14 protein-coding genes are annotated in these 20,002 nt (G+C 61.4%); 2 read left to right on the top strand and 12 right to left on the bottom strand.

The window, feature by feature from the left end:
- Window positions 1-47 precede the first annotated feature (47 nt).
- The 3 genes from C7453_RS07990 to C7453_RS07980 form a co-directional block, all read right to left on the bottom strand.
- Window positions 48-5,378 (bottom strand): glycosyltransferase, encoded by a 5,331-nt coding sequence (locus tag C7453_RS07990; RefSeq protein ID WP_170222012.1) that lies wholly within the window; start codon window positions 5,376-5,378, stop codon window positions 48-50.
- A 14-nt stretch (window positions 5,379-5,392) separates the two neighbouring features.
- Window positions 5,393-6,343, bottom strand: a complete 951-nt coding sequence (locus C7453_RS07985) for a tetratricopeptide repeat protein (protein WP_141288758.1) — start codon at window positions 6,341-6,343, stop codon at window positions 5,393-5,395.
- A gap of 512 nt (window positions 6,344-6,855) precedes the next feature.
- Window positions 6,856-7,572, bottom strand: a complete 717-nt coding sequence (locus C7453_RS07980; RefSeq protein ID WP_114726990.1) for a response regulator transcription factor — start codon at window positions 7,570-7,572, stop codon at window positions 6,856-6,858.
- A gap of 257 nt (window positions 7,573-7,829) precedes the next feature.
- Here C7453_RS07980 and C7453_RS07975 point away from each other — a divergent pair, with 257 nt between their 5' ends.
- Window positions 7,830-8,288 (top strand): L,D-transpeptidase family protein, encoded by a 459-nt coding sequence (locus tag C7453_RS07975; protein ID WP_114726989.1) that lies wholly within the window; start codon window positions 7,830-7,832, stop codon window positions 8,286-8,288.
- A gap of 37 nt (window positions 8,289-8,325) precedes the next feature.
- Here C7453_RS07975 and C7453_RS07970 read toward each other — a convergent pair whose 3' ends face one another.
- From C7453_RS07970 to guaB, 3 genes are all read right to left on the bottom strand, one after another.
- Window positions 8,326-10,164, bottom strand: coding sequence for a cation:proton antiporter (locus tag C7453_RS07970; protein ID WP_114726988.1), 1,839 nt, complete (start codon window positions 10,162-10,164; stop codon window positions 8,326-8,328).
- Window positions 10,165-10,263: 99 nt separating this feature from the next.
- Window positions 10,264-11,556 carry an RsmB/NOP family class I SAM-dependent RNA methyltransferase gene (locus C7453_RS07965; protein WP_114726987.1) on the bottom strand — a complete coding sequence of 431 codons (1,293 nt, stop codon included), beginning with the start codon at window positions 11,554-11,556 and terminating at the stop codon, window positions 10,264-10,266.
- Between the two features lie 39 nt (window positions 11,557-11,595).
- Window positions 11,596-13,098: an IMP dehydrogenase gene (gene guaB / locus C7453_RS07960; RefSeq protein ID WP_114726986.1), complete on the bottom strand. Its 1,503-nt coding sequence runs from the start codon at window positions 13,096-13,098 to the stop codon at window positions 11,596-11,598.
- Window positions 13,099-13,215: 117 nt separating this feature from the next.
- Here guaB and C7453_RS07955 point away from each other — a divergent pair, with 117 nt between their 5' ends.
- Complete coding sequence (locus tag C7453_RS07955; protein WP_114726985.1) at window positions 13,216-13,812, top strand: nucleoside 2-deoxyribosyltransferase; 597 nt, start codon at window positions 13,216-13,218, stop codon at window positions 13,810-13,812.
- A gap of 18 nt (window positions 13,813-13,830) precedes the next feature.
- Here the strand turns inward: C7453_RS07955 and C7453_RS07950 are convergent, their stop codons facing one another.
- The 6 genes from C7453_RS07950 to C7453_RS07925 all read right to left on the bottom strand — a co-directional run bounded on the left by C7453_RS07950 (window position 13,831) and on the right by C7453_RS07925 (window position 19,901).
- Window positions 13,831-14,367 carry a cystathionine beta-lyase gene (locus C7453_RS07950; protein WP_245948916.1) on the bottom strand — a complete coding sequence of 179 codons (537 nt, stop codon included), beginning with the start codon at window positions 14,365-14,367 and terminating at the stop codon, window positions 13,831-13,833.
- Window positions 14,368-14,457: 90 nt separating this feature from the next.
- A complete protein-coding gene (locus tag C7453_RS07945; RefSeq protein WP_114726984.1) occupies window positions 14,458-14,913 on the bottom strand; it encodes a c-type cytochrome in 456 nt (151 codons plus the stop codon).
- The gene (locus C7453_RS07940) at window positions 14,910-15,425 is read right to left on the bottom strand and encodes a methylamine dehydrogenase light chain (RefSeq protein WP_114727083.1); all 516 of its coding nucleotides are present in this window, start codon (window positions 15,423-15,425) and stop codon (window positions 14,910-14,912) included. Before C7453_RS07940 ends, C7453_RS07945 begins: the two co-directional genes overlap by 4 nt.
- 82 nt (window positions 15,426-15,507) lie before the next feature.
- Window positions 15,508-16,719: an amine dehydrogenase large subunit gene (locus tag C7453_RS07935; RefSeq protein ID WP_114726983.1), complete on the bottom strand. Its 1,212-nt coding sequence runs from the start codon at window positions 16,717-16,719 to the stop codon at window positions 15,508-15,510.
- Between the two features lie 315 nt (window positions 16,720-17,034).
- Window positions 17,035-18,594 carry a SpoVR family protein gene (locus C7453_RS07930; protein WP_114726982.1) on the bottom strand — a complete coding sequence of 520 codons (1,560 nt, stop codon included), beginning with the start codon at window positions 18,592-18,594 and terminating at the stop codon, window positions 17,035-17,037.
- On the bottom strand, window positions 18,594-19,901 hold the full coding sequence (locus C7453_RS07925; RefSeq protein ID WP_114726981.1) for a YeaH/YhbH family protein: 1,308 nt from the start codon (window positions 19,899-19,901) through the stop codon (window positions 18,594-18,596). The genes C7453_RS07930 and C7453_RS07925 overlap by 1 nt, the downstream gene beginning before the upstream one ends.
- Window positions 19,902-20,002 lie beyond the last annotated feature (101 nt).

Raw genomic sequence — 20,002 nt, 5'->3', positions numbered from 1 at the left:
GGGAGAATATTCATCACGTGACAAGGCTTCGACTTAACAGAGGTTATTCAGGAGATAATATTGCGCGGTTTATCCCAACCAAGGCGTGTCTGACGGACAAGGCCGGCAAGCATGTCTTCAAGCAAGCCCGAAACACGATTCCAATCATGCGCGCTGAGCCAGTCATGAATGCCGGCCTGCACCTCCCGACGCCTCTCCGGACTCTTGAGCAATGCCGACATCACCCGAACCAGTTCGTCCGGATCGTTGTCAGACGCCCACGCGGCAGCATTACCCAACTCGGCAAAAATCTGCACACGTGTCGCAACGAGCGGAACCATGCTCGCCAGGGCGGTGCGAACAGCACCACTCGCGGAATCGTCACTCTCGTCATAGGGGAGCGCAATCAAATCACACTCGGAAAGCAAAGCCTCAATCTTCTCTACCGGCAGGAAGTCGAAATACCATTCGATCGCATCGTCCATGCCTACTTCGGCAGCGATTGCGCGACACTCATCAATAGTCCGGTCATGCTCCGCTCCGGGGAAGCGGGCGTTTACCAGCCTGAGCCTTAGGCCCGGCCACTCGCGCCGCAATTTTGCTGCAGCCCTGATCAGTTTATCGATGCCTTTGTGCCGGAAGAAGAACCCGTGGCATCCGATAAGCGGCGCGTCATTCGGTCCCAGCACACGCGGCCACGGTACTTGCCGTGGGGCAAAAGCCCCATGCGGGAACAGGCCGAGATTATGGCTAAGGCCCAGTTCGTGCAGGAAATTCATATCGTCGATATTATGGACCAGCACACGGCTCATTTTCGACAGTCCTTCAACGACCGCCTCCATCTCTTCACGACTTGCCCGCCTGAGATTACGGGCATTATGCAGAACAACAACGGTGACGACCTTTGCAAGAGCGGGGTCATTGCCTATCCGGCCGAGCTGCTCCCATGAAATCAGTCCATCCTGATGCTGGATTACGAGAGCTTCGGCCTTATGCTCCAGCGTCGCATCGACAATCTCGGATGCCTTGTCTCCAATGAAATGCCATACCGGCCGATAGGCTATCGGGCCTTCGCCGGCCGGCGAGCGGAAATCGCAGAATACCATGGTATTCCGCCTCTGTGCCTCGCTGAACCGCTCAAGAAGATAACTGGAATATTGTGCGATACCGCACTGAATCCCCCAGGTGCTGACCCACGCGACCCGGGGCGGTCTCTTGTCATACCCCTTTAACAGCTCATGTACGACGCCATGCAGGCGACGCGTCCATGCCGCAGCATCTCCTTCGATCGATGCCGCCTCAAGCGCCGCCTCGCGCCGTCGCTCAATGACATCCCTGTTCGCAGGCTCAGCATATTCCCGCAACGCAGCGACAAGATCATCACAATCAGGCTCAAGCCACATGGAGAAACTCGCTGCGACATGGCTGTTCGCACGCGCGAAGCGATAGCGGACCATTCGCGCCTGTCGCGATCCGCAGAAATCGCGGTGCCCTCCCTCACCCGTAACGATCAGCGGCAGGCCTGACGCCATCGCTTCGAGGGCCGGAAGATTATATCCCTCGCCGCGCGAAGGAAGAACCATGACGTCATAGTCGGCGTAAAAAGCCGCCATCTCCTCACGTTCCGCATCACGGTTGATGATCTCGACCGGCGCCATGTCCCGATGGCACTGCTGCAATACGGCGAGTTGCTGCTCCACATCGTTATGAGGGTTCGGGAAGGTCTTGATAAGCAGGCGCACACCGTCTCGCTTCGTAAAGGCCTTCACCCAGGCCTTCAGCAGAACGTCCACCCCCTTTCTCGGGAAGCAGGACGAAATATGGACGAACTGCCGAATGGGCCGAGAGGCATCACGTGCCCTGGCAACGTGCGTGAACGGAGCCAGATCCACTGGCTGCCCAATGGTGGCGATCGGGGCACTGCATCCTGAAATGATCAGCGCATTCGTAACGTAACGTGCCGGCGAAATAAGCGCATCAAACCCTTTGACAAGAGTATTGATGATACCGGCAGGCACATGGGTTTCCTCCCATGGGAACAGCGACAACGCGAGTCGGGAGCGGTCCTTGGGCGGCAGGATCGGCCAATGCTGGCTGATCATGACCTCATAAGCCCGCGCTGGCCGTGGTCTTTCGCACAGTTCGATCATCAACGACTGTTCGGACGCAGGAACGCCTTCGGTATGCGTGATGGGGTCTGTTTCGAAAGGCAGAAAATGGGTGCGGTCCGGAAAAGCACGCTCCAAACTCGTCGCCACGGCACGATTGATAATCGCCAGGCTGTAGCTACCGAGAAGGTGACCCATCACTGTATAATGCAACGAAGACTCTTCTTTTCGCGCATCCGCAATTTTTGCCTGCACATTCATCAGGAGATTTTCGAGTTGCGGTGCAAGTGCCCGGACCTGGATGTCCATCCTGAGATCTGCGGCCATCGCATGATCAAAACCATCTACAGCCAGAACGTCGATGGGCATGCTGGCGGCTGCACATTGTTCCAGCACGCGCACGAAAGAAGTATCTGCCTCCGCAAGGCTCTCGTGGCGTGCTGGACAGGAAACAGAACGCCGCATCCGCAGGCTGCGACCGGACGCCCAGGCCATTACCAGATCGGCGGTGTCGGCAGCACAACTGGAATAATACCCAGCAGCGCGCCCAAGCGCACAATACAGAACGGCCGCCCCTTTTTCCTGCGCGGCCCGCAACGCGGGAAAAGAAGAGGAACCAAATGAAGAAAGACAATCCAGACCGACGATGCGGTCTCCCGAACGCGGCACGAGCACTTCATCCGCCCGATGAAAAGAACGGATGCCGAGCAGCTTGGTAACAAACTGATTGGCGATGACGAAGTGGCCACCATCTTCGAAAACCGCACAGGCAGTCCTGCCTCCGGCACCAATCAGAGCTAGAAGGTGTGCGCTGACCAGTTCATCGAGACGACGTATTGCCCCCGGCGAGGCAAAAACCGAAATATCGAAACATATCAAAGGGTCTCGCTCAAAGGCCGCATTCTGCTCAAGCGCGACGGACAATCGTGCCAGATCCAGAGATGTCGCCCGCTTTCCGCGCACGCTTCCCGGCAGGCTCGCTTCCACTCGCCGCACCAGGGAGAGGTTGCGGGAGGAGGATTGTGTGGCAGCATCCAGAATGACATCGACCCACCGATCGATTGGCTTCTGGTCGGCGGGCGTCAGAAACCCATGGGGCCGCTGCGTCCGCGTTTTCGCGACTGACGCCGCATGGATAATGTCCTCGCCGAGACTATCTCTGGTTTCAGCCTCTGTCAGAACCGGAACGGACAGATCGCCCGCGTCCGGCAAGCAGCGTGCAGCAAGTTCCGGCGGAATATCGGATCCCAGCAAAATGAGGTCGGCAGAAGACAGAATGCCCCTGTAGTAGTGATCGATCCGTCCGGACACGTGGCATATTCTGTTCCGAAGCTGAGACACATGGCCAGGTGTGTTTATTTCGTTCCCGTCATTGACGACATGTACCACAAGATGCGTATCCGGCAGGCTGCCGGCAACCTTCCTGTACCGGATCATGATCTGGTTGGCTGTGGTGCCCTGCCCGGCGATCGCGATCACCAAAGGTTCTTTCTGAGCCACGCCCATCATGTCACGATAACGGGCAGCGGCTTTTCCGTCCGCAGCCAGATGCAGGAAAGGCAGACCATTCTCGCCTTCGGATAGGACAGTGAGCGCCGCAGAGGAGAAACTGGCCCCATACACCATACGCCGCTGCAGCTCATCGGGGGGATTCCTGACCATGTTGATCAGGCCCGAGAGCCCCTCGGTCTCCATGACATCATAATGAATGTCGGATGATAGCTTCTCTGCCTCTCCCAGTTCTTCACATGGAGAGGAAAGAGGACGTATTTTGACATAGAGCCCCGGATGTTCGGTCATGATCCGAACCATCAGACGATCGGCGAAATAGTCTCCTACATAAACGAGGCAGTCGAAACGAGATTCATTCCAGTCGAGCCAGCCAAGATCCCGCTGCTCAATCTCGGCATCCAACCATTGATCCGCCTTTCCGCTAGGCGTGAAGAACATCACATCGCAATAACGAGAAAGAGAAGAGACCAGACCGCAAACGCGGCCCAGAATGTGGCTGTTTTCCTCGGTCTGAACGACGATGACGGCCAACCGCATGCGCTGCCTGCCGCTTCGAACGACAGAACGCGCCGGTTTCTCCGACGGGAGAGCCTCGATTGCATTGAGCACCGTTCGAGCGGTCAGTTCCCAACTGAATTTGCGGGCATGACCAATACCGTATTGACGCAGTTCCTGCTGTATAGCCCCATCGGTCAACACTCTTTCCATCGCGGCCCCCATCAGCGGAGGGACCGCGGGATCCACGAGAAGATCCGCCCTGCCCATCACTTCAGGCAGAGACGTCGTATTGGCCGCGATCACCGGTGCGCCACATGCCATGGCCTCCAGCGGAGGCAACCCGAATCCCTCACTCCATGAGGGAAAGACGAAAAGAGAACATTCGGCATAGAGCGCAATAAGGTCATCGTCCGATATATAGCCCGGCAGAACAAGCGTATCGTCAGCAAGACCTTCAGCACAAACAAGCTGATTCAGGTAATTCCGCGCATAGTCGTCCATCTTTCCGGCCACGACAATTTGGTAGCGCTTGCGCGTTTCCAGAGACATGCTCGCGAACGCGGCAATGAGGCCTTCGAGATTCTTCCGGTACTCGAGCGGACTGGTATTAAAAACGAAAGGCCGCGCGATTCCCATTCGCTTCATCAGATCCGCCCGTTCGATACTGCCCGGAGCGGGAGGAACGAAACGGGCATCAATACCATTGAGCGCAACAACGAGCCGCGCAGGATCAGCGGCCAATTGTCGTCTTGCTTCATTGGCAACATAAGAAGAGATCGGCACAAGCAGATCGGCCTGCATGGCATCTGCCAGGCGTCGCGCATAAGCATCTCGATCCTTCTGATCCGGCAGATACCGCTCGGGCTCCTCCAGGGGAATGAAATCGTGCAACGTCACGACGGACCGATAGGCCGATGGATCTGTGGAAACGACCGTATTGTCCCAAAATCCCTCGAAAAGGCTCGGGATAAACACAATGTCGGGATCAAATCGGGCGATAAATGATGAACGCAGGATTTCCGCCGCGCGATTACGCCAAGCATCCTCGGGATTCGCCGAAGTCGTCTCATCAAAAAGGCTGAGAACGAGAATATTATCTTGAGAAATAATCCCCTCGAATGCATTACGAATATATGAAATCGAACCAGGAAACCGATCAGTTACAATAATAAAAAACTCATGTTTTTTTCCAGACCTGATCATCTCCTTCGCCACACTCATACTATAGCGACCAATACCGCGATATCGGCCACCATTCTGACATGACTGCAGGTCGATCATAATCCGCATAAAAATCAGTCCTTGTAAGCAAGTGCTCCGGATAAAAATTTAAATGTTACTTTCTGCCGATGAGTCAGCCACGCTTCCTCGGCAAGCTGCTCTATCCGTTGCGGCGTGGCCTTCCTGGAGGAGAACTGAGTCGGGGTGCCATTCAGTGCACTATCAATGCCCGACTGTTCCTGAAATGCCTCGATTTCCTCTTCGAGTATCCTGGATCCCGGCCGAAACTCCACAGCTACGTCATAGGCATCCCAGGCGGCACGCAACCGCCCCATTTCCCGCAGCGTGCGGGCAACATGAAGATGAATGTCGGAGTCGCGCGGCGTCAGCAGAAGGGCCTGGCGATAGATCGCAAGGGCCTCTTCCGGCCTCATCTGTTCACGAACGCAATGGGCCAACTGAACAAGCAGGGCAGGCTGATCGGGCGTATACCGCAAAGCCATCCGATAGGCCCGTTCAGCGTCCTTCCATTCCCTTTTTCGCGCGGCCTGCCGGGCGCGGGAACGCTGCTTCACGGACAGGATCGACGAAAGAGCATTAGAAGACTTGACCGACAGATCTCGTCCAGCCAGAGCACCCCGCAAATATGTACGATCAAACGCCTCAACGTCATCAGCCTTCAGGGCGGACAATTCGCGAGCGATATCTTCAAGGGATGGGTCTGACACCAGGGCACGGGTGAAATAAGCCGCCGCGTCATCCGTCTTGCCCAGTCGTTTGAGAAAATGACCGGCCTGACGCTGGGCATCAATGTCGAAGGGATACGCCTGAGCGGCTGACAAATATGTATCCAGAGCCGGCTCGATTTCACCGTTCTCTTTATATGCGTGCGCCAACTGGATCTTGTCCCGAACCGTTGCCTTACGCCCTGCCGAGAGCTTCCTGTAATGTTTTATCGCAAGATCCCATTGACCTTCCCTGGCGGCGTTGCGTGCCTTTGCACGCTGCATATGCTGCTGAAGCATCCCCTGCCCCTGTTTCCTCTTCCCGCTCTTCGACAAAAGGCCAGCCTCAAGAAATCATCATGCATTTAATGGTTTACTGATTGCGCAGTTTCGTACTGTGCCAAATTAATACCTGCACACTCCATCCCACGAACAATGTGCCCTTGATCGGAAGCCCACAATTGGTCAAAATAATGACACTACGTATGCAGATTGTGTTTTATACGCGCGCAGGGCGCCGTTTTCCTTCATTTTCAATTCAGTAGAAAACGGTTTCGAGCGCGGAATCCGATGAAGTCGAGATTCATTTGTTTGGACCGGACATCCCTTGTTCCACAGAGCGCCTGAGGAATTTGAGCAGGGTGTATCCACGGTCAGGAAACGCGCTGGGGACCCGTCGCGGCCCCGGGCAACCGACCATCGCAGAGCGAGGCCGGCGCAGGTAAGAGGCACTGTCTTTTCTTTCGCCAGGCCTCATCCAGTCATCGTCTCCGGGATCGACCGGAAAGCGACCGACGGAGAAAGGCGGAGTGTCAGGAGGCGCGAAGCCCCCCTTCCGGATCAAGGCGATACCCCCCGCCCTCGGTCACCAGCAGCGACGCATTGGTCGGATCAGGCTCGATCTTCTGCCGCAGACGGTAGATATGGGTTTCCAGCGTATGCGTCGTGACTGCCGCGTTATAGCCCCACACCTCGTTCAGCAGCACCTGGCGCGGCACCGGCCGAGTCCCGGCCCGATAGAGGAATTTCAGGATCGCCGCTTCCTTCTCCGTCAGACGGATACGGCGGTTACGCGCGGGCTCCTGCAGCAGCTTGGCCGATGGACGGAAGACATAGGGCCCGATCGAAAACACCGCATCCTCGCTGTTCTCGAAAATGCGCATCTGGGCGCGCAGCCGCGCCAGCAGTTCGGCAATGCGGAACGGCTTGGCGACGTAGTCGTTCGCCCCTGCGTCCAGCCCGCGCACCACATCCGTTTCCTCATCCGAACCAGTCAGGATGATGATCGGTATCCGCTTTCCCTGCCGCCGCAGCTCGGCGCAGAAATCGCGACCGTCGCCGTCGGGCAGCGTCACATCGAGGATGATGGCGTCGAACCGGGCCCCCGGCGCATTCAGCTTGTCCCAGGCATCAGCCACCGATTCGGCCTCGATCGCCTGGAATTCTCCCTCCAGCTGCAATTGTTCGACGAGCATATGACGTAACGTCTGATCGTCATCCACTATCAGAATGGGACGCGCACCTGCCATCGAACCCTCTTTATTTTGACCAGGCCCCATTCAAGCGGGGTCGGCGTTTATATCCTATATCATTCCCAGGATGGAAACGGCAGCATCCGGACCAGCCGACATGACACCTCGCTCACCATCCCGGTCACATCGCCCTATCCAGACCTCAGGCCCAACAGTGTAAAACCGTTTCCGGGCAAAAAGCGATCCAGTTGGAGCGATTCATGATACGCGCGTTGTTAAAAACAAATACGGGGTCCGACGCACGCCTGCATTGCATGGGCGAGGAAATCCCGGCCATCATCGGTGCCGCAGGGGTCCGCGTTCACAAGCAGGAAGGCGACCATGCCACGCCGGCCGGCGCGCTGACGCTGCGACGGGTGCTATATCGCGCGGACCGGGTGCCTGCACCCGCCAGCCATCTTCCCGTCGAACCACTGGCACCGAATGACGGCTGGTGCGACGATCCCGCCCATGCCGATTATAACCGCCCCATCACGCTGCCACACCCGGCCCGCCATGAGCGCATGTGGCGCGACGATGATGTTTACAATATCGTGATCGTCCTCGGTTACAATGATTCTCCCCCGGTCGCCGACCGCGGATCGGCAATTTTCCTGCATCTGCAATCGCCCGACCGGCGACCGACCGAAGGCTGCATCGCCCTGAGCGAGACGGATCTCCGCCGCCTGCTGGCGGCCGGTCTCTCTGAAATCGAGGTCCTTCCGCCCGCCTGAGGGCCGCGCCGCTTGAGCGCATATCCGGGGCCTGCGCTCAAGCCACACCCGTCTGTTCCGGCGGCGTCGGGGGTTCCATGACCACATCGATGTCGCCAGCCATCGGCTCCACCGGCGCCGCATCCTCGGCCGAACAGACCAGAATCGCCGCCCCCTTGCGTATGGTCAGGATCACCAGACGGTTGCCGTCAGCGGAACCCGACGGTGCCGCAGGCTGGCCCCCCACGGGCATCGGAATGGGCGGCATGGCGCGAAAGCGCCACCCACGTTCGAACAGGGTTTCGAACAGCGTGAAATTCCATGCCGACTCTCCCAGCACCCGCCCGCGCGAATCGCGGCTCAGCCCCCGATACAGATCCAGCCGGGCCACGCCGGGACTGACCTGAAACACGCGCTGGCGCCCGAAATCGGGGGCCAGCCGGGCGCAGACCAGCCCGTTATAGATCGCATCCGGCGTGGCGGCGATCAGATAGTCGGCCGGACGTTCCTCCAGGCTCTCCATCCCTTCGTCGGACAGCAACTCCGCCCGCAGGGTCGGAATGCCCGCCCGCGCCGCCGCCGCCAGCGCGCCGGCGTAGGTATCCACCAGCACAACCGGACAGCCCAGACGATGCACCACCCCCGCCAGGTCGGTGGACCAGGCACTCGCGCCTACGATCGCCAGCGCGGGATCGTTCGACAGGGTCAGGCCCAGGGCACGAGCAATCGGGCGCAGGGAAAAACCATGCAGGATCATGGTCGTTGCGATCAGGGCGAACACACCAGGCATCACCAGGTCCGCACTGGGATAACCGGCATCGCGCAGTTGCAGGCCGGCGGCTCCCGCCACAGCGGCGGCGACGATGCCGCGCGGCGCAATCCAGCCGACGAACAGCCTCTCCTGCCACGTCAGGCCGGAACGCATAGTGGACAGCAGGATACCGACTGGCCGCACCACGAACAACACCGTCAGGGTCATAGCCACGATCGGCAGCGACAGGCGGGCCAGCACCTCGCGATGCAGGTCGGCCGTCAGCATGACGAACAGGCAGGATACGACCAGTACGCCCAGCGATTCCTTGATGCGCCGCAACTCGCTCATGCCCAGCACATGCAGGTTCGCCAGCGCCATGCCGAAGACGGTAGCCGCCATCAGCCCCGCACCTTCCATGAAGAAATTGCAGATGGCGAACACGCTCATCGCCAGGGTCAGAATGATGGGAATCCGCAGAATTTCCGGGATCAGGTCACGCCGGGACAGAAAGCGCACCAACACCGCCGGAAAGACGCCGCAACACAGCCCCATCATGGTGGCGAACAGCAGGTGCGGTATGATTTCCGCAACGAACATCCCAGAATGCCGGTTGCCCTGAATCATCAGGAATTCCAGCACAAACGTCGCCAGGATGGCCCCGACCGGGTCGTTCAGGATCGCCTCCCACCGCAGGAAGGCCGCCACGCGGGGACGCAGCTTGGTGTGACGCAGCAGCGGCAGGACCACGGTGGGCCCGGTAACCACGATGATGGCGCCGAACAGCCAGGATGCGCCCCAATGCAGATGCCCGACAAAATGGGCCGCCAGGCTCCCCAGGACCAGATTGATCGGCAGCGCCACCACCGTCAGGCGAAGCACCCCCTCGCCCGCAGCGCGCCACTGGCGGAAATCCAGCCCCAGCCCGCCCTCGAACACGATGAAGGCAACGGCCAGGGAGACCATCGGATGGAAATAGCGCCCGATCGTCTCCGACGGATGCAGCAGGTTCAGTCCGGGACCATAAATCAGCCCCAGAGTGAACAGCAGGACGATAGCAGGCAGGCGAAACCGCCACGCAATCCACTGGGCACCGATACCACCGCCCAGAACGCACAAGATCCCGATGGCCAGATTTTCCTGCATACACCTATCCCGGACTATTGGTTCGAAGAACCGCAAGGTACCAGAATATGTCGTGCTGCGTGAGCAGGATAGAACGCCGCATGGACGCGGCGCCGGAATTCAGGCGACCCGTTCCAGAATGGCCGCGAAAAAGCCGTCAGTGCCGTGGCGCAGGGGCGACAGTGCGATCATCCCGTCCTGCGCTAGATCGGGGGGCAGGCCACAGCCGGGCTCCGGCCCGGCACGCCGAAACTGCGGCGATGACGCCAGAAACGACGCGATCCGGTCCTGATTTTCCTCGCGCAGCACCGAACAGGTGGCGTAGATCAGCCTCCCGCCCGGCCGGACCAGCGTGGCGGCGGTCGAGAGAATCTCGGCCTGCTTGGCCGTCAGTTCTTCCAGATCCCGTTCCGTCAGGCGCAGCCGCGCATCCGGATTACGGCGCCAGGTGCCGGTTCCGGTGCAGGGCGCATCGACTAACACCCGATCGAAACTGCCGGCCCGCCGCCGTGCCCAGCGATCGCCCGGCACCAGCAGATGCCGTTCCGCGTTATGCACCCCCGCCCTGCGCAACCGACGCACCGCACCCTCCAGCCTGGGCTCGGAAACATCGCACGCCACGATATGGCCGCGATTCTCCATGGTCATGGCCATGCCCAGCGTTTTGCCGGCGGCACCCGCGCAGTAATCCAGCACCCGCATGCCTGGCCGCGCATCGGCCGCCGCCACGACGATCTGGCTACCTTCGTCCTGAATTTCCACCAGGCCCGCCTTGAAGGCCGCCGTCGCCGTCACCGGCTGCCGCCCCGGTACGCGCAACCCCCACGGAGAAAGGGTCGTCTCCTCAGCGTGGATACCCCCTTCCGCCAGCAGGCGCGCCGCTTCCTGGCGCGTCGTCTTCAGCAGATTGACCCTCAGGTCCAGCGTTGCCTCACCCGCCAGAACAGAAACCTCGGCCTCTAACGCGGCACCGAAGGTTTCGGCCAGCCGCGGCAGCAGCCAGTCCGGCACTTCCAGCCGAACCGCCTGCGGCATTGCGGGGTCGGCCAGAGCCTGACCGCGCAGTCGCGCCGCCAATTCCTGCTCGCCCGCTGTCAGCGGCGCGGGTCCGTACCGGTCGCCCGAAAACAGAACCCCCGGCGCCTCACCCGGCCGAGGCATCAATTGCATCGCGGCGATCAGGCGCGTGCGCGCTGTGGCCGGCACGCCCGCCTGCTCCAACCACCAGCCGAGATGGCGCCAGTGCCGCAGCACGGCCCAGACCCGCTCGGACACCGCGCGTCGGTCCCCACCGCCAATATAGCGGCGCTCGCGAAAGAAGGCGTTGGCAACGGCGTCGGCGGGACGACGCGGCGTCGCCTCCATCTCCGACAGCAGATCAATGGCGGCAGCAAGCCGCGCGCTGGGCGTCATAGTCGTCCTGTCAGTCGGAGATGGCGATCAGGGTTGGGGTCAGTCGCGCCGATAATTCGGCGCCTCGCGCGTGATTGCCACATCATGGACATGGCTCTCGCGCAGACCAGCCCCGGTAATCCGGCGGAAGCGCGCACGCACCTGAAGATCGGCGACCGTTGCCGAGCCGGTATAGCCCATGCCGGCTCGCAGCCCGCCGACGAGCTGATGCACCACGGCATCCATCCCGCCCTTGAAGGCCACGCGCCCTTCAATCCCCTCGGGGACCATCTTGTGGGTTTCCTTGATTTCCTGCTGGAAATAGCGGTCGGCCGAACCGCGCGCCATGGCGCCGAGGCTCCCCATGCCGCGATAGGATTTATACGACCGCCCCTCATACAGGAACACCTCGCCCGGCGCTTCGGCAGTGCCGGCCAGCAGCGAGCCGACCATCACCACATCGGCCCCGGCGCCGATCGCCTTGACGATATCGCCCGAGGTGCGGATGCCACCATCGGCGATCACCGGAATATCGCGTTCATGGCACGCCACCGCCGTCTCCATCACGGCGGTAAACTGCGGCACACCAACGCCGGCCACGACACGGGTGGTGCAGATCGACCCCGGACCGATACCGACCTTCACGCAATCGGCGCCCGCCTCGATCAGGGCGATGGCAGCCTCGGGCGTCGCGACATTGCCGGCGACCACCTGGATGCGGTCATCAAACGCCTTGACCCGCGCCACGGCCTCCATCACGCCGGCCGAATGACCATGCGCGGTGTCGACCACGACGACATCCACGCCGGCCTCGATCAGCGCACGAGCGCGGTTGAAGCCATCCTCACCCACACCGGTCGCGGCCGCGCAACGCAGACGCCCCATCTCGTCCTTGTTGGCCAGCGGATAGAGCACCGCCTTTTCCATGTCCTTGACGGTGATCAGCCCGATGCAGCGATTCTCGTCATCGACCACCAGCAGCTTTTCGATCCTGCGGCGATGCAGAAGCTGGCGCGCCTCGTCCCGGCCCACATCGGCGCGAACGGTCACGAGGTTGTCGCGCGTCATCAGTTCGTCGACCCGCTGGTTCGGATCGGTGGCAAAGCGCACGTCGCGATTGGTCAGCACGCCCACCAGCCGCTTGGTGTCACGCTCGATCACCGGCAGGCCACTGATGCCATGGCGGTACATGATGGCGTTGACGTCAGCCAGGGTCTGGTCCGGCCACACGGTCACGGGATTGACGACCATGCCCGATTCGTAGCGCTTCACGCGGCGCACATGCTCGGCTTGTTCATCGATCGTGAGGTTCTTGTGGATTACGCCCATGCCGCCCTGCTGGGCCATGGCGATGGCCATCGCATCCTCGGTCACCGTATCCATGGCCGCGGAGATCAGCGGAATGTTCAGGCCGATGCGGCGCGTCAGGCGACTGCTGGTGGATGTCTGTCCGGGCAGCACCCGCGATTCCGCGGGAACAACCAGAACATCGTCGAACGCCAGGGCCTCGCGAATGCGCTCTTCGACACGAGACACGGAAAGCGGATGGCTGGGGGAAGACATCGTGCTGGAACCTCATCTACCGTTGCAGGGGTCCCAGTGCCTCGGGTACCCGACCGTTGGCGCTTCCACATAAGATGCGAATCGGATCGTGGCAAGAAAAAGGAGTGCAGAAGCGGCATGACAGCGAACAGAACCGTCTATCTGGCCGGCGATCTGGTCTTTCGCCCCGGCGCAGTCGCCATTTTCGACCGATTGCGCGCGCTGTGCCGGCAGGCTGGGCTGGAAGGCCTCGCCCCCTTCGACGGCCAGGCCGGCATCGAATCGCTACCGCCGGGGCTGGACACGATCCTGAAGATCGTAATAGCCGACCGTGACCTGATGGATCGCTGCGCCGGCGGCATCTTCTGCCTCGACCCCTTCCGCCGATCCGCGGACATGGACCCGGGCACAGCGGTGGAAATCGGCTACATGATGGCACAGGGAAAGCCCCTCGCCGGCTACACCACCGACGGCCGCCCTTATCCCGAGAAAGTCGCCGCCTACCGAAATGCTGCATGGAACGACACTCTGCGCCCGCGCATCACGCCGGATGCGCCGGTCGGATCTGGGGCGATGGAAGACGCGGACGGCATTCTCGCCCATTCGGACGGTATGGTGCAGAACGGCATGACCGAGGGCTTCATCCGCCTCTCCGGCGGCATGGTCGCCGTGCATGATGATTTCTACCAGGCTTTCGCCATCGCCGCCGCCGATCTGGCGCGTCGCCTGCCCTGACGGGCAGGAAGCCGCCCGTTACCGGTGGTTCGCGCAGGCGATCGCCCGCGCCCACACCCCGGCCCGCACCGCCGGCAGATCGGTGGTGCTCAACGGGTGGCCGCGCTGGGTGTGAACTTCTTCCGCCGTGAAAGGCCGCGTGCCAGCCGGCGTACTGCGGCCACCGAGGTCGAACAGGACGAAATTCATCACCTGCGCCATCAGCGCATCATCGCGGATCAGCGACATCGAAACGCCGGGCACCGTGAGCAGATAAGTCCGCCCCTCCGGTGTGCAGCTCAACGTGCCGATCCGGTCGCGTAAGGTCGGAATATAGGTCTGCCCCGACAGCCCTTCGATCCCGTGGCAGCCGCCGCATTTTTCCAGATAGGTGGTGCGCACCTGGTCCAGCGCCAGCGCGGATCGGCCCGACAGCAAAGGGCCAACCAGGGCGGCAATCATCAGGATCGCCCCCGTAAGGCGAGCAAGACGCCCGCGTGACCCGGAGATCTGAAGCGTCAGCCTGCCAGGCAAGCCTGCCTCGCAGCGATAAGCCCGGCATGTAATTTCAGGCATCGGAGTCGTAAAGCCCTCATCGCCGCCCACACCGCGGCGCGGGAGACATGCGCGCCGAATCGTTGCCAGCGCGCATGTCCAGTCAGCGTCTTAAGGCAGCGGATGCGCCGCGTTCAGGTCCTTGCGGGCCGCCGCCACGGCGGACGACGGCATCGGCGCCGCACGCGCAGCCGCCACATCGGCTGCGGAGACAACCGGCGCAGGCTTGGTGTTGCCCAGCGACGACAGATAGGTCAGAATCGCGGCAACATCGTCATCGGACAGGCTTTTGAAGCTGGGCATGAAACCGACATAGGTCGCACCAGCGGCGTCGATCGAACCGGCTAGGCCGTTCATCAGCACTTCGGTAACGTATTTCTTGCCTTCGGGAGTCGAGATAATCTTGTCGATCCGGTTCGCGAGCGGCGGAAACTGGCCCGGCGCGCCGACGCCGCCGCCCTGGTGGCAGATGCCGCAATTGGCACCGTAAAGCGCCTGGCTATCCGGCGCGGCGAAAGCCGGGGTCACGGCACCCAGCAACAGGGCCAGGGTCAGAATTTTCTTCATTCGGCAGTTCCTACAATTACGGCAGTCGAACAATTATAGAGCAACGAACCGGTACCGAAACACCAGATGATGTCATTATTGGCCTGCGGACGATAAGTCGGCAGATCACCATCCATGCCCAGGCAGTTCTGTTCGTTGCAGGCATCCTGCCCGCAGCAATCGCGATAGGCGATCAGATACGAGCGGCGGTCCTGCGGATTGAAACACGTCCCGATCCACGAGGTCGGCGACGGATGCGTTCCCGGCGGGCAGCTATGAACCCCGCCACCGCAGGTTGTGCACAGGTTGCCGTCGATAGCGCAATAACGCCAGTAGTCGCACTTCGTATCGTCCTTCACCTGCGCCTTCGCCGCGAAGGGCGACGGCACGGCGGGAGCAGCCGCACGGGCATCACGCCGCCAGACCGGCAGCAGTGGAAAAGCCGGAATCGCGGCGGCCCACCCACCCAGCCGGGCAAGCGCGCTCCGGCGGGAGGACCGGCCGGCAAGATAGCGGGCAAGCCGTTCGGCCATCGTGTCGAGGCCGTTCCGCGCCACGCCGACGGCCCCCCCTGTCTTCAGGATTGGGCATATCGTTTCTCCGTCACGCGGGGGCTCATTCTCCGGGGGCAGCCGTAAAGATCAGCGCGTCGCCCAATGCCCCGATCTTACGCACGGGCTTGCCGTCGGCACCGTCCAGCACCACCAGGTCGCCGGCCTCGTCCGTCAGCATGATGCGCGACTGCGCATCCTGGGTCACGCCGACCATCATGCTGGGGGCTGCCAGCGGGACACGCCGAACCAACCGATGCGTCTTCAGATCCAGTTCCCACAATTCGGACCCGGCTTCCTTGTGCGTCCAGAAAGTCCCCTTGTGCATCAGCACGAACAGATGCGAATCGCGCGCCCGCAACGCCGCAAGCTGCCATCCGCCCGGCCGCCACGTCACCTCGAACGGGGCACGGGCATCCGATGCCCGCTTCAAGCCAGCGGCTTCCTGAATCGACCAGGGTTTGGCAACGCTGGATTGCGTACCCAAAGTCGTCTCATAGATCAGACCGCTGTAGGAAATGAACCAGACATGGCCATTGGCCCGGACGTCCGGACTATGTTCGAAGACCGGATCGCGATCGGGCACGAAAAACGGCGGGGTCCGCGTCAGGGTCGGCTTGCCCTTCGCGTCCATCTGCACGTTCGCCAGAGACCCGTCGCCGCAGATCGACGAGAATCCCGCATTGCCCCATGGGTAGATCAGCCCGCAACCCGGCACGTCCACCGTCCGCACGACCGATTTCAGGGCGGTGTCATAGACATGGACCGCATTCGTCGGGCTGGAATCGTAGACATAGACATAATGCCCATCCGCACCGATCGCCATGTCCGGCTTCTTCGGCGTGATCAGGGCGCGCCCCGGCAGGTCGATATCCGCGACCATTTCCAGCGTACGCGGATCATAGGCCGCCAGGATGTCGTGGCGCTTGCCGCGATTGCCACGTTCCCACGTCGTCTCGGCAACATAGAACGCCTTGCCCGCCGGGTCGGCCACCACGTTGGCGTTATAGGCCGCCTGCACCATTCCCAGCAGCCGGCCGGTATCGAGGTCCACGACATAGACCCGTCCGTCCTTGCTGTGGCGATAGACTCCGTCCTCGACCAGGACCCGATGCGGGCCGCCAGCAGGCAGGGTGACGACGTCACTTTCCTCGGTCTGCAGGATCGGTTCGGCGGCAAGCGCCGGCTTATAGGTCGAGATCGCCGTCAGAACGGTGGCAGCCAGCAGGGAACGCGCAATCCGCCGCGCAGCGCGAGACCGCCGGTCAGCCAACATGCGACCGTCGGACCCACGCAAGAAATGTCATCGTCATCCCGTCAACCCTGTTATTCGTCACACCATCCTCCGAATCGTGATTCGGAAGCATGGAAGCGGAGCGCGCTCGCCGCCTAGTTTGATATCCTATCGATACAAATTTTTCGTCCGGAGGGCCAGCCTTCCACTTTCGAAAAATCGCAAGTGCATTGCAGTTTTCATGACGACAATGAAACATTCATATGCGCTTCGCGGGAAAACAGGCATATTTTGCATGTTTCCGAACAGAAAACCGCGTGCCCGCAATTATCGGCACGCGTTTTCCTGTCAGCCCCCTTATTGGACCGGCCCGGCGGTGTGGGTCGCAAGAACCGCACCCGTCTGGTCATCCACCTCATTCAGCACAACGCCATACCCCCACAGGGCAGCGAGGTAATCGAGCGTCTGGCGCGCGTCGCGGGCCTGAAGCAACTGGCCGGCCCGGGTGCGATGCTCCAGCTTCAGGGTGCGGTCGCCCAGCAGATCCACGTCGACGATCTCGATCTCGGTATAGAACGTGCCGGGGTCGTAGACGCGCGCCAGACTGCGGCGGATTTCCCGATACCCGGCCTCGTCATGAATGGCATCGACCAGCAGATAAGGCTGGGCGGTGTCATCGCTGAGGCGGAACATGCGGAAATCGCGGATCACTCTGGGCGAGAGAAATTGCTGGATGAAGCTCTCATCCCGATATTCAGCCCAGGCATGCCGTAGCGTACCGATCGCATCCCCATTGCCTGCGATGTCGGGGAACCATGCCCGGTCCTCGGCGGTCGGCTCGGTGCAGATACGCACGATATCGGTCATCATCGCATAACCGAGCGCGTAGGGGTTGAAAGACGCCCCTCCCCCCATGTCGAAACCGGGCTGGTTGATCACGTTCGACGTTGAATGGATAACCTCCAGATAGGCCGCATCGTCGATCCGCCCCAGTTCGTGCAATCGCCGCATGATGTAGACATGCACCCAGGTCGCGCAGCCCTCGTTCATCATCTTCACCTGAGGCTGCGGATAGAAATATTGCGCGATCATCCGCACGATACGGATGATCTCCCGCCCCCAAGGAGCCAGGCGCGGCGCATTTTTTTCCAGGAAATAGAGCAGGTTTTCCTCGGGCAGCCCCAGTAGACGACGCGCATGGCCTGCTTCTGCCGCCCCGTCGGCGCCACCGGCCTCGGCGGGAAGCGTCCGCCAGAGATCGTTGAAGATACTGTCCTCATAGGCCCGTCGTTCTTTCGCACGCTGCTGTTCAGCCTTCAGATCCAGCTTACGGGCGCCGGAATGGCGGTTGACCCCCTGATTCTGCAAGGCATGGGCGGCATCCAGCACCCGCTCCACCGCGCGCTGGCCATGCCGCTCCTCGCACCGGGCGATGTAGCCCCGCGCGAATTCCAGATAGTCCAGGATGTCGGACGGGTCCGTCCACTCCCGGAACAGCCTGTTATTGCGAAAGAAATGATTATGGCCGAACGCCGCATGCGCGATCACCAGCGCCTGCATCGTCGCCGAATTCTCCTCCATCAGGTAGCTGATGCAGGGATCGGAATTGATGACGACTTCATAAGCCAGCCCCATCAGCCCGCGCCGATAGGCATTCTCGTGCCCTATGAAGCGCTTGCCGAACGACCAGTGCTTGTAACCCACCGGCATGCCGTGCGCGGTGTAGACATCCAGCATCTGCTCGGACGTGATGATCTCCACGCGATTGGCATAGGTTTCCAGACCCAGCTCGCCATGTGCGATTTCCTCGATCGCGTCGTAGCAGTCGCGGATGGTCTGGAAATTCCAGTCATTGCCGGAATAGAGCAGCCCCCCGAACCGGGCCGGCGTACCGCCTCCTGATATGATCTGGTCCATCAAGCCTCCGCCGTGTCGCGCTGACGAGAAAACAGGTCACGGAAAACCGGGAAGATTTCCTTGCGGTCGCCTACCTGGCGGATAGCGAGATGATCGTTCTCATCGGCGATGGCGCGATAGCTGCGCCACAGGTCGGTCTCGCCACGGATCACCGCCCCCGAACCCGTGATTTCGATATAGGCATAATACTGCACCGCCGGCAGGATATCGTCCCGCAGCAGGCTGGCCGTCCGAGAGGTATCGGACGACGCATTGTCGCCATCGGACGCCTGGGCGACATAGATGTTCCAGTTCGCTGACGGGAAACGCTCCCGCTGGATGGTGCGCATCAGTTCCAGCGCCGACGAGACGATGGTGCCGCCGGTGCGCGGATCATGGAAGAACGTATCCTCATCCACCTCCTCGGCACTCTCGGCATGGCGGATGAAAACGATTTCGACCTTCTTGTACCGCCGCTCCAGAAACACATGCAGCAGCAGGAAGAACTGCTTCGCCAGATCCTTCATCCGTTCGGTCATCGAGCCCGAAACATCCATGATGCAGAACATCACCGCCCGCGTCGCCGGCTGCGGCATGATGGTGTAGCGCCGGAACCGCAGATCGACCGGATCGACCCACGGAATCCGCGCCAGTCGCTGGCGCAGCATGCCGCGTCGCTCTCGCAGGTCCTCAAGTTCCTCCAACTCCTCGGCCGAAGCCGGACGCAGCGCTTCCAACGCGACGATCCGCTCCTCCACCTCCAGCAACTCGGCCGGCTTGGGCCGCCCCAGCCCCAGGCGCCGCGCGATCGAACGCCGCATCGTACGCCCCAGGTCCAGATGCGACGGCGCCCCTTCATTGCTGAGGCCCGAACGGGCAGGTACGCCGTTTTCGGTGGTCGAGATCTCGCGCTTGAGCAGGTCGGGCAATTCCAGGTCATCGAAAAACAGGTCGAGGAACTCGTCCCTGCTCAGCACGAAGCGGAAGCTGTCCTCACCGCCCCCCTGCTCGCCAGCCTGCCCGGCCCCCGATCCCTGGCCACCACCGCCGCCCGGGGGGCGTTGCAGCCGGTCGCCGCGGGAAAATTCGCGGTTTCCGGTCAGCACGATCTCGCGCATGCCCTCGGAGAAGACACGATGCAGCGAGGGTTCGTGCAGCGCATCCGCCCGGACCGAAATCGCGTTGCCCTGCCCCACTTCCCGGATCTTGCCGCGCGCCACCGCATCCCGCACGGCCGTCTGCACGGCCGAGCGGGCCCTTTGCAGCACCCGCCGCCGGTTCTCGAGATTTTTCCCATGGGGATTGGGACGTCTGTCAATGATATCCACTGGCCGGCACCATTCCCGTTCAGAGGCTGTTTCGAAAATAATGCTGATGCTGCGTCGATAGCGGGCCACCAGCGGTCGACCCCGTGCGGGCATTTGCGCCT

Source organism: Gluconacetobacter liquefaciens, from assembly GCF_003350405.1.
In the GTDB taxonomy this organism is placed as follows: Bacteria; Pseudomonadota; Alphaproteobacteria; order Acetobacterales; family Acetobacteraceae; genus Gluconacetobacter; species Gluconacetobacter liquefaciens.
The sequence above is the reverse complement of the archived record's forward strand: the minus strand, read 5'-3'. Positions and strand labels throughout refer to the sequence as shown.

Coding starts and splice junctions, on each gene's coding strand:
- C7453_RS07990 (WP_170222012.1), bottom strand. CDS start 5,378: ATGATCGACCTGCAGTCATGTCAGAATGGTGGCCGATATCGCGGTATT.
- C7453_RS07985 (WP_141288758.1), bottom strand. CDS start 6,343: ATGCTTCAGCAGCATATGCAGCGTGCAAAGGCACGCAACGCCGCCAGG.
- C7453_RS07980 (WP_114726990.1), bottom strand. CDS start 7,572: ATGGCAGGTGCGCGTCCCATTCTGATAGTGGATGACGATCAGACGTTA.
- C7453_RS07975 (WP_114726989.1), top strand. CDS start 7,830: ATGGGCGAGGAAATCCCGGCCATCATCGGTGCCGCAGGGGTCCGCGTT.
- C7453_RS07970 (WP_114726988.1), bottom strand. CDS start 10,164: ATGCAGGAAAATCTGGCCATCGGGATCTTGTGCGTTCTGGGCGGTGGT.
- C7453_RS07965 (WP_114726987.1), bottom strand. CDS start 11,556: ATGACGCCCAGCGCGCGGCTTGCTGCCGCCATTGATCTGCTGTCGGAG.
- guaB (WP_114726986.1), bottom strand. CDS start 13,098: ATGTCTTCCCCCAGCCATCCGCTTTCCGTGTCTCGTGTCGAAGAGCGC.
- C7453_RS07955 (WP_114726985.1), top strand. CDS start 13,216: ATGACAGCGAACAGAACCGTCTATCTGGCCGGCGATCTGGTCTTTCGC.
- C7453_RS07950 (WP_245948916.1), bottom strand. CDS start 14,367: ATGCCTGAAATTACATGCCGGGCTTATCGCTGCGAGGCAGGCTTGCCT.
- C7453_RS07945 (WP_114726984.1), bottom strand. CDS start 14,913: ATGAAGAAAATTCTGACCCTGGCCCTGTTGCTGGGTGCCGTGACCCCG.
- C7453_RS07940 (WP_114727083.1), bottom strand. CDS start 15,425: ATGGCCGAACGGCTTGCCCGCTATCTTGCCGGCCGGTCCTCCCGCCGG.
- C7453_RS07935 (WP_114726983.1), bottom strand. CDS start 16,719: ATGTTGGCTGACCGGCGGTCTCGCGCTGCGCGGCGGATTGCGCGTTCC.
- C7453_RS07930 (WP_114726982.1), bottom strand. CDS start 18,594: ATGGACCAGATCATATCAGGAGGCGGTACGCCGGCCCGGTTCGGGGGG.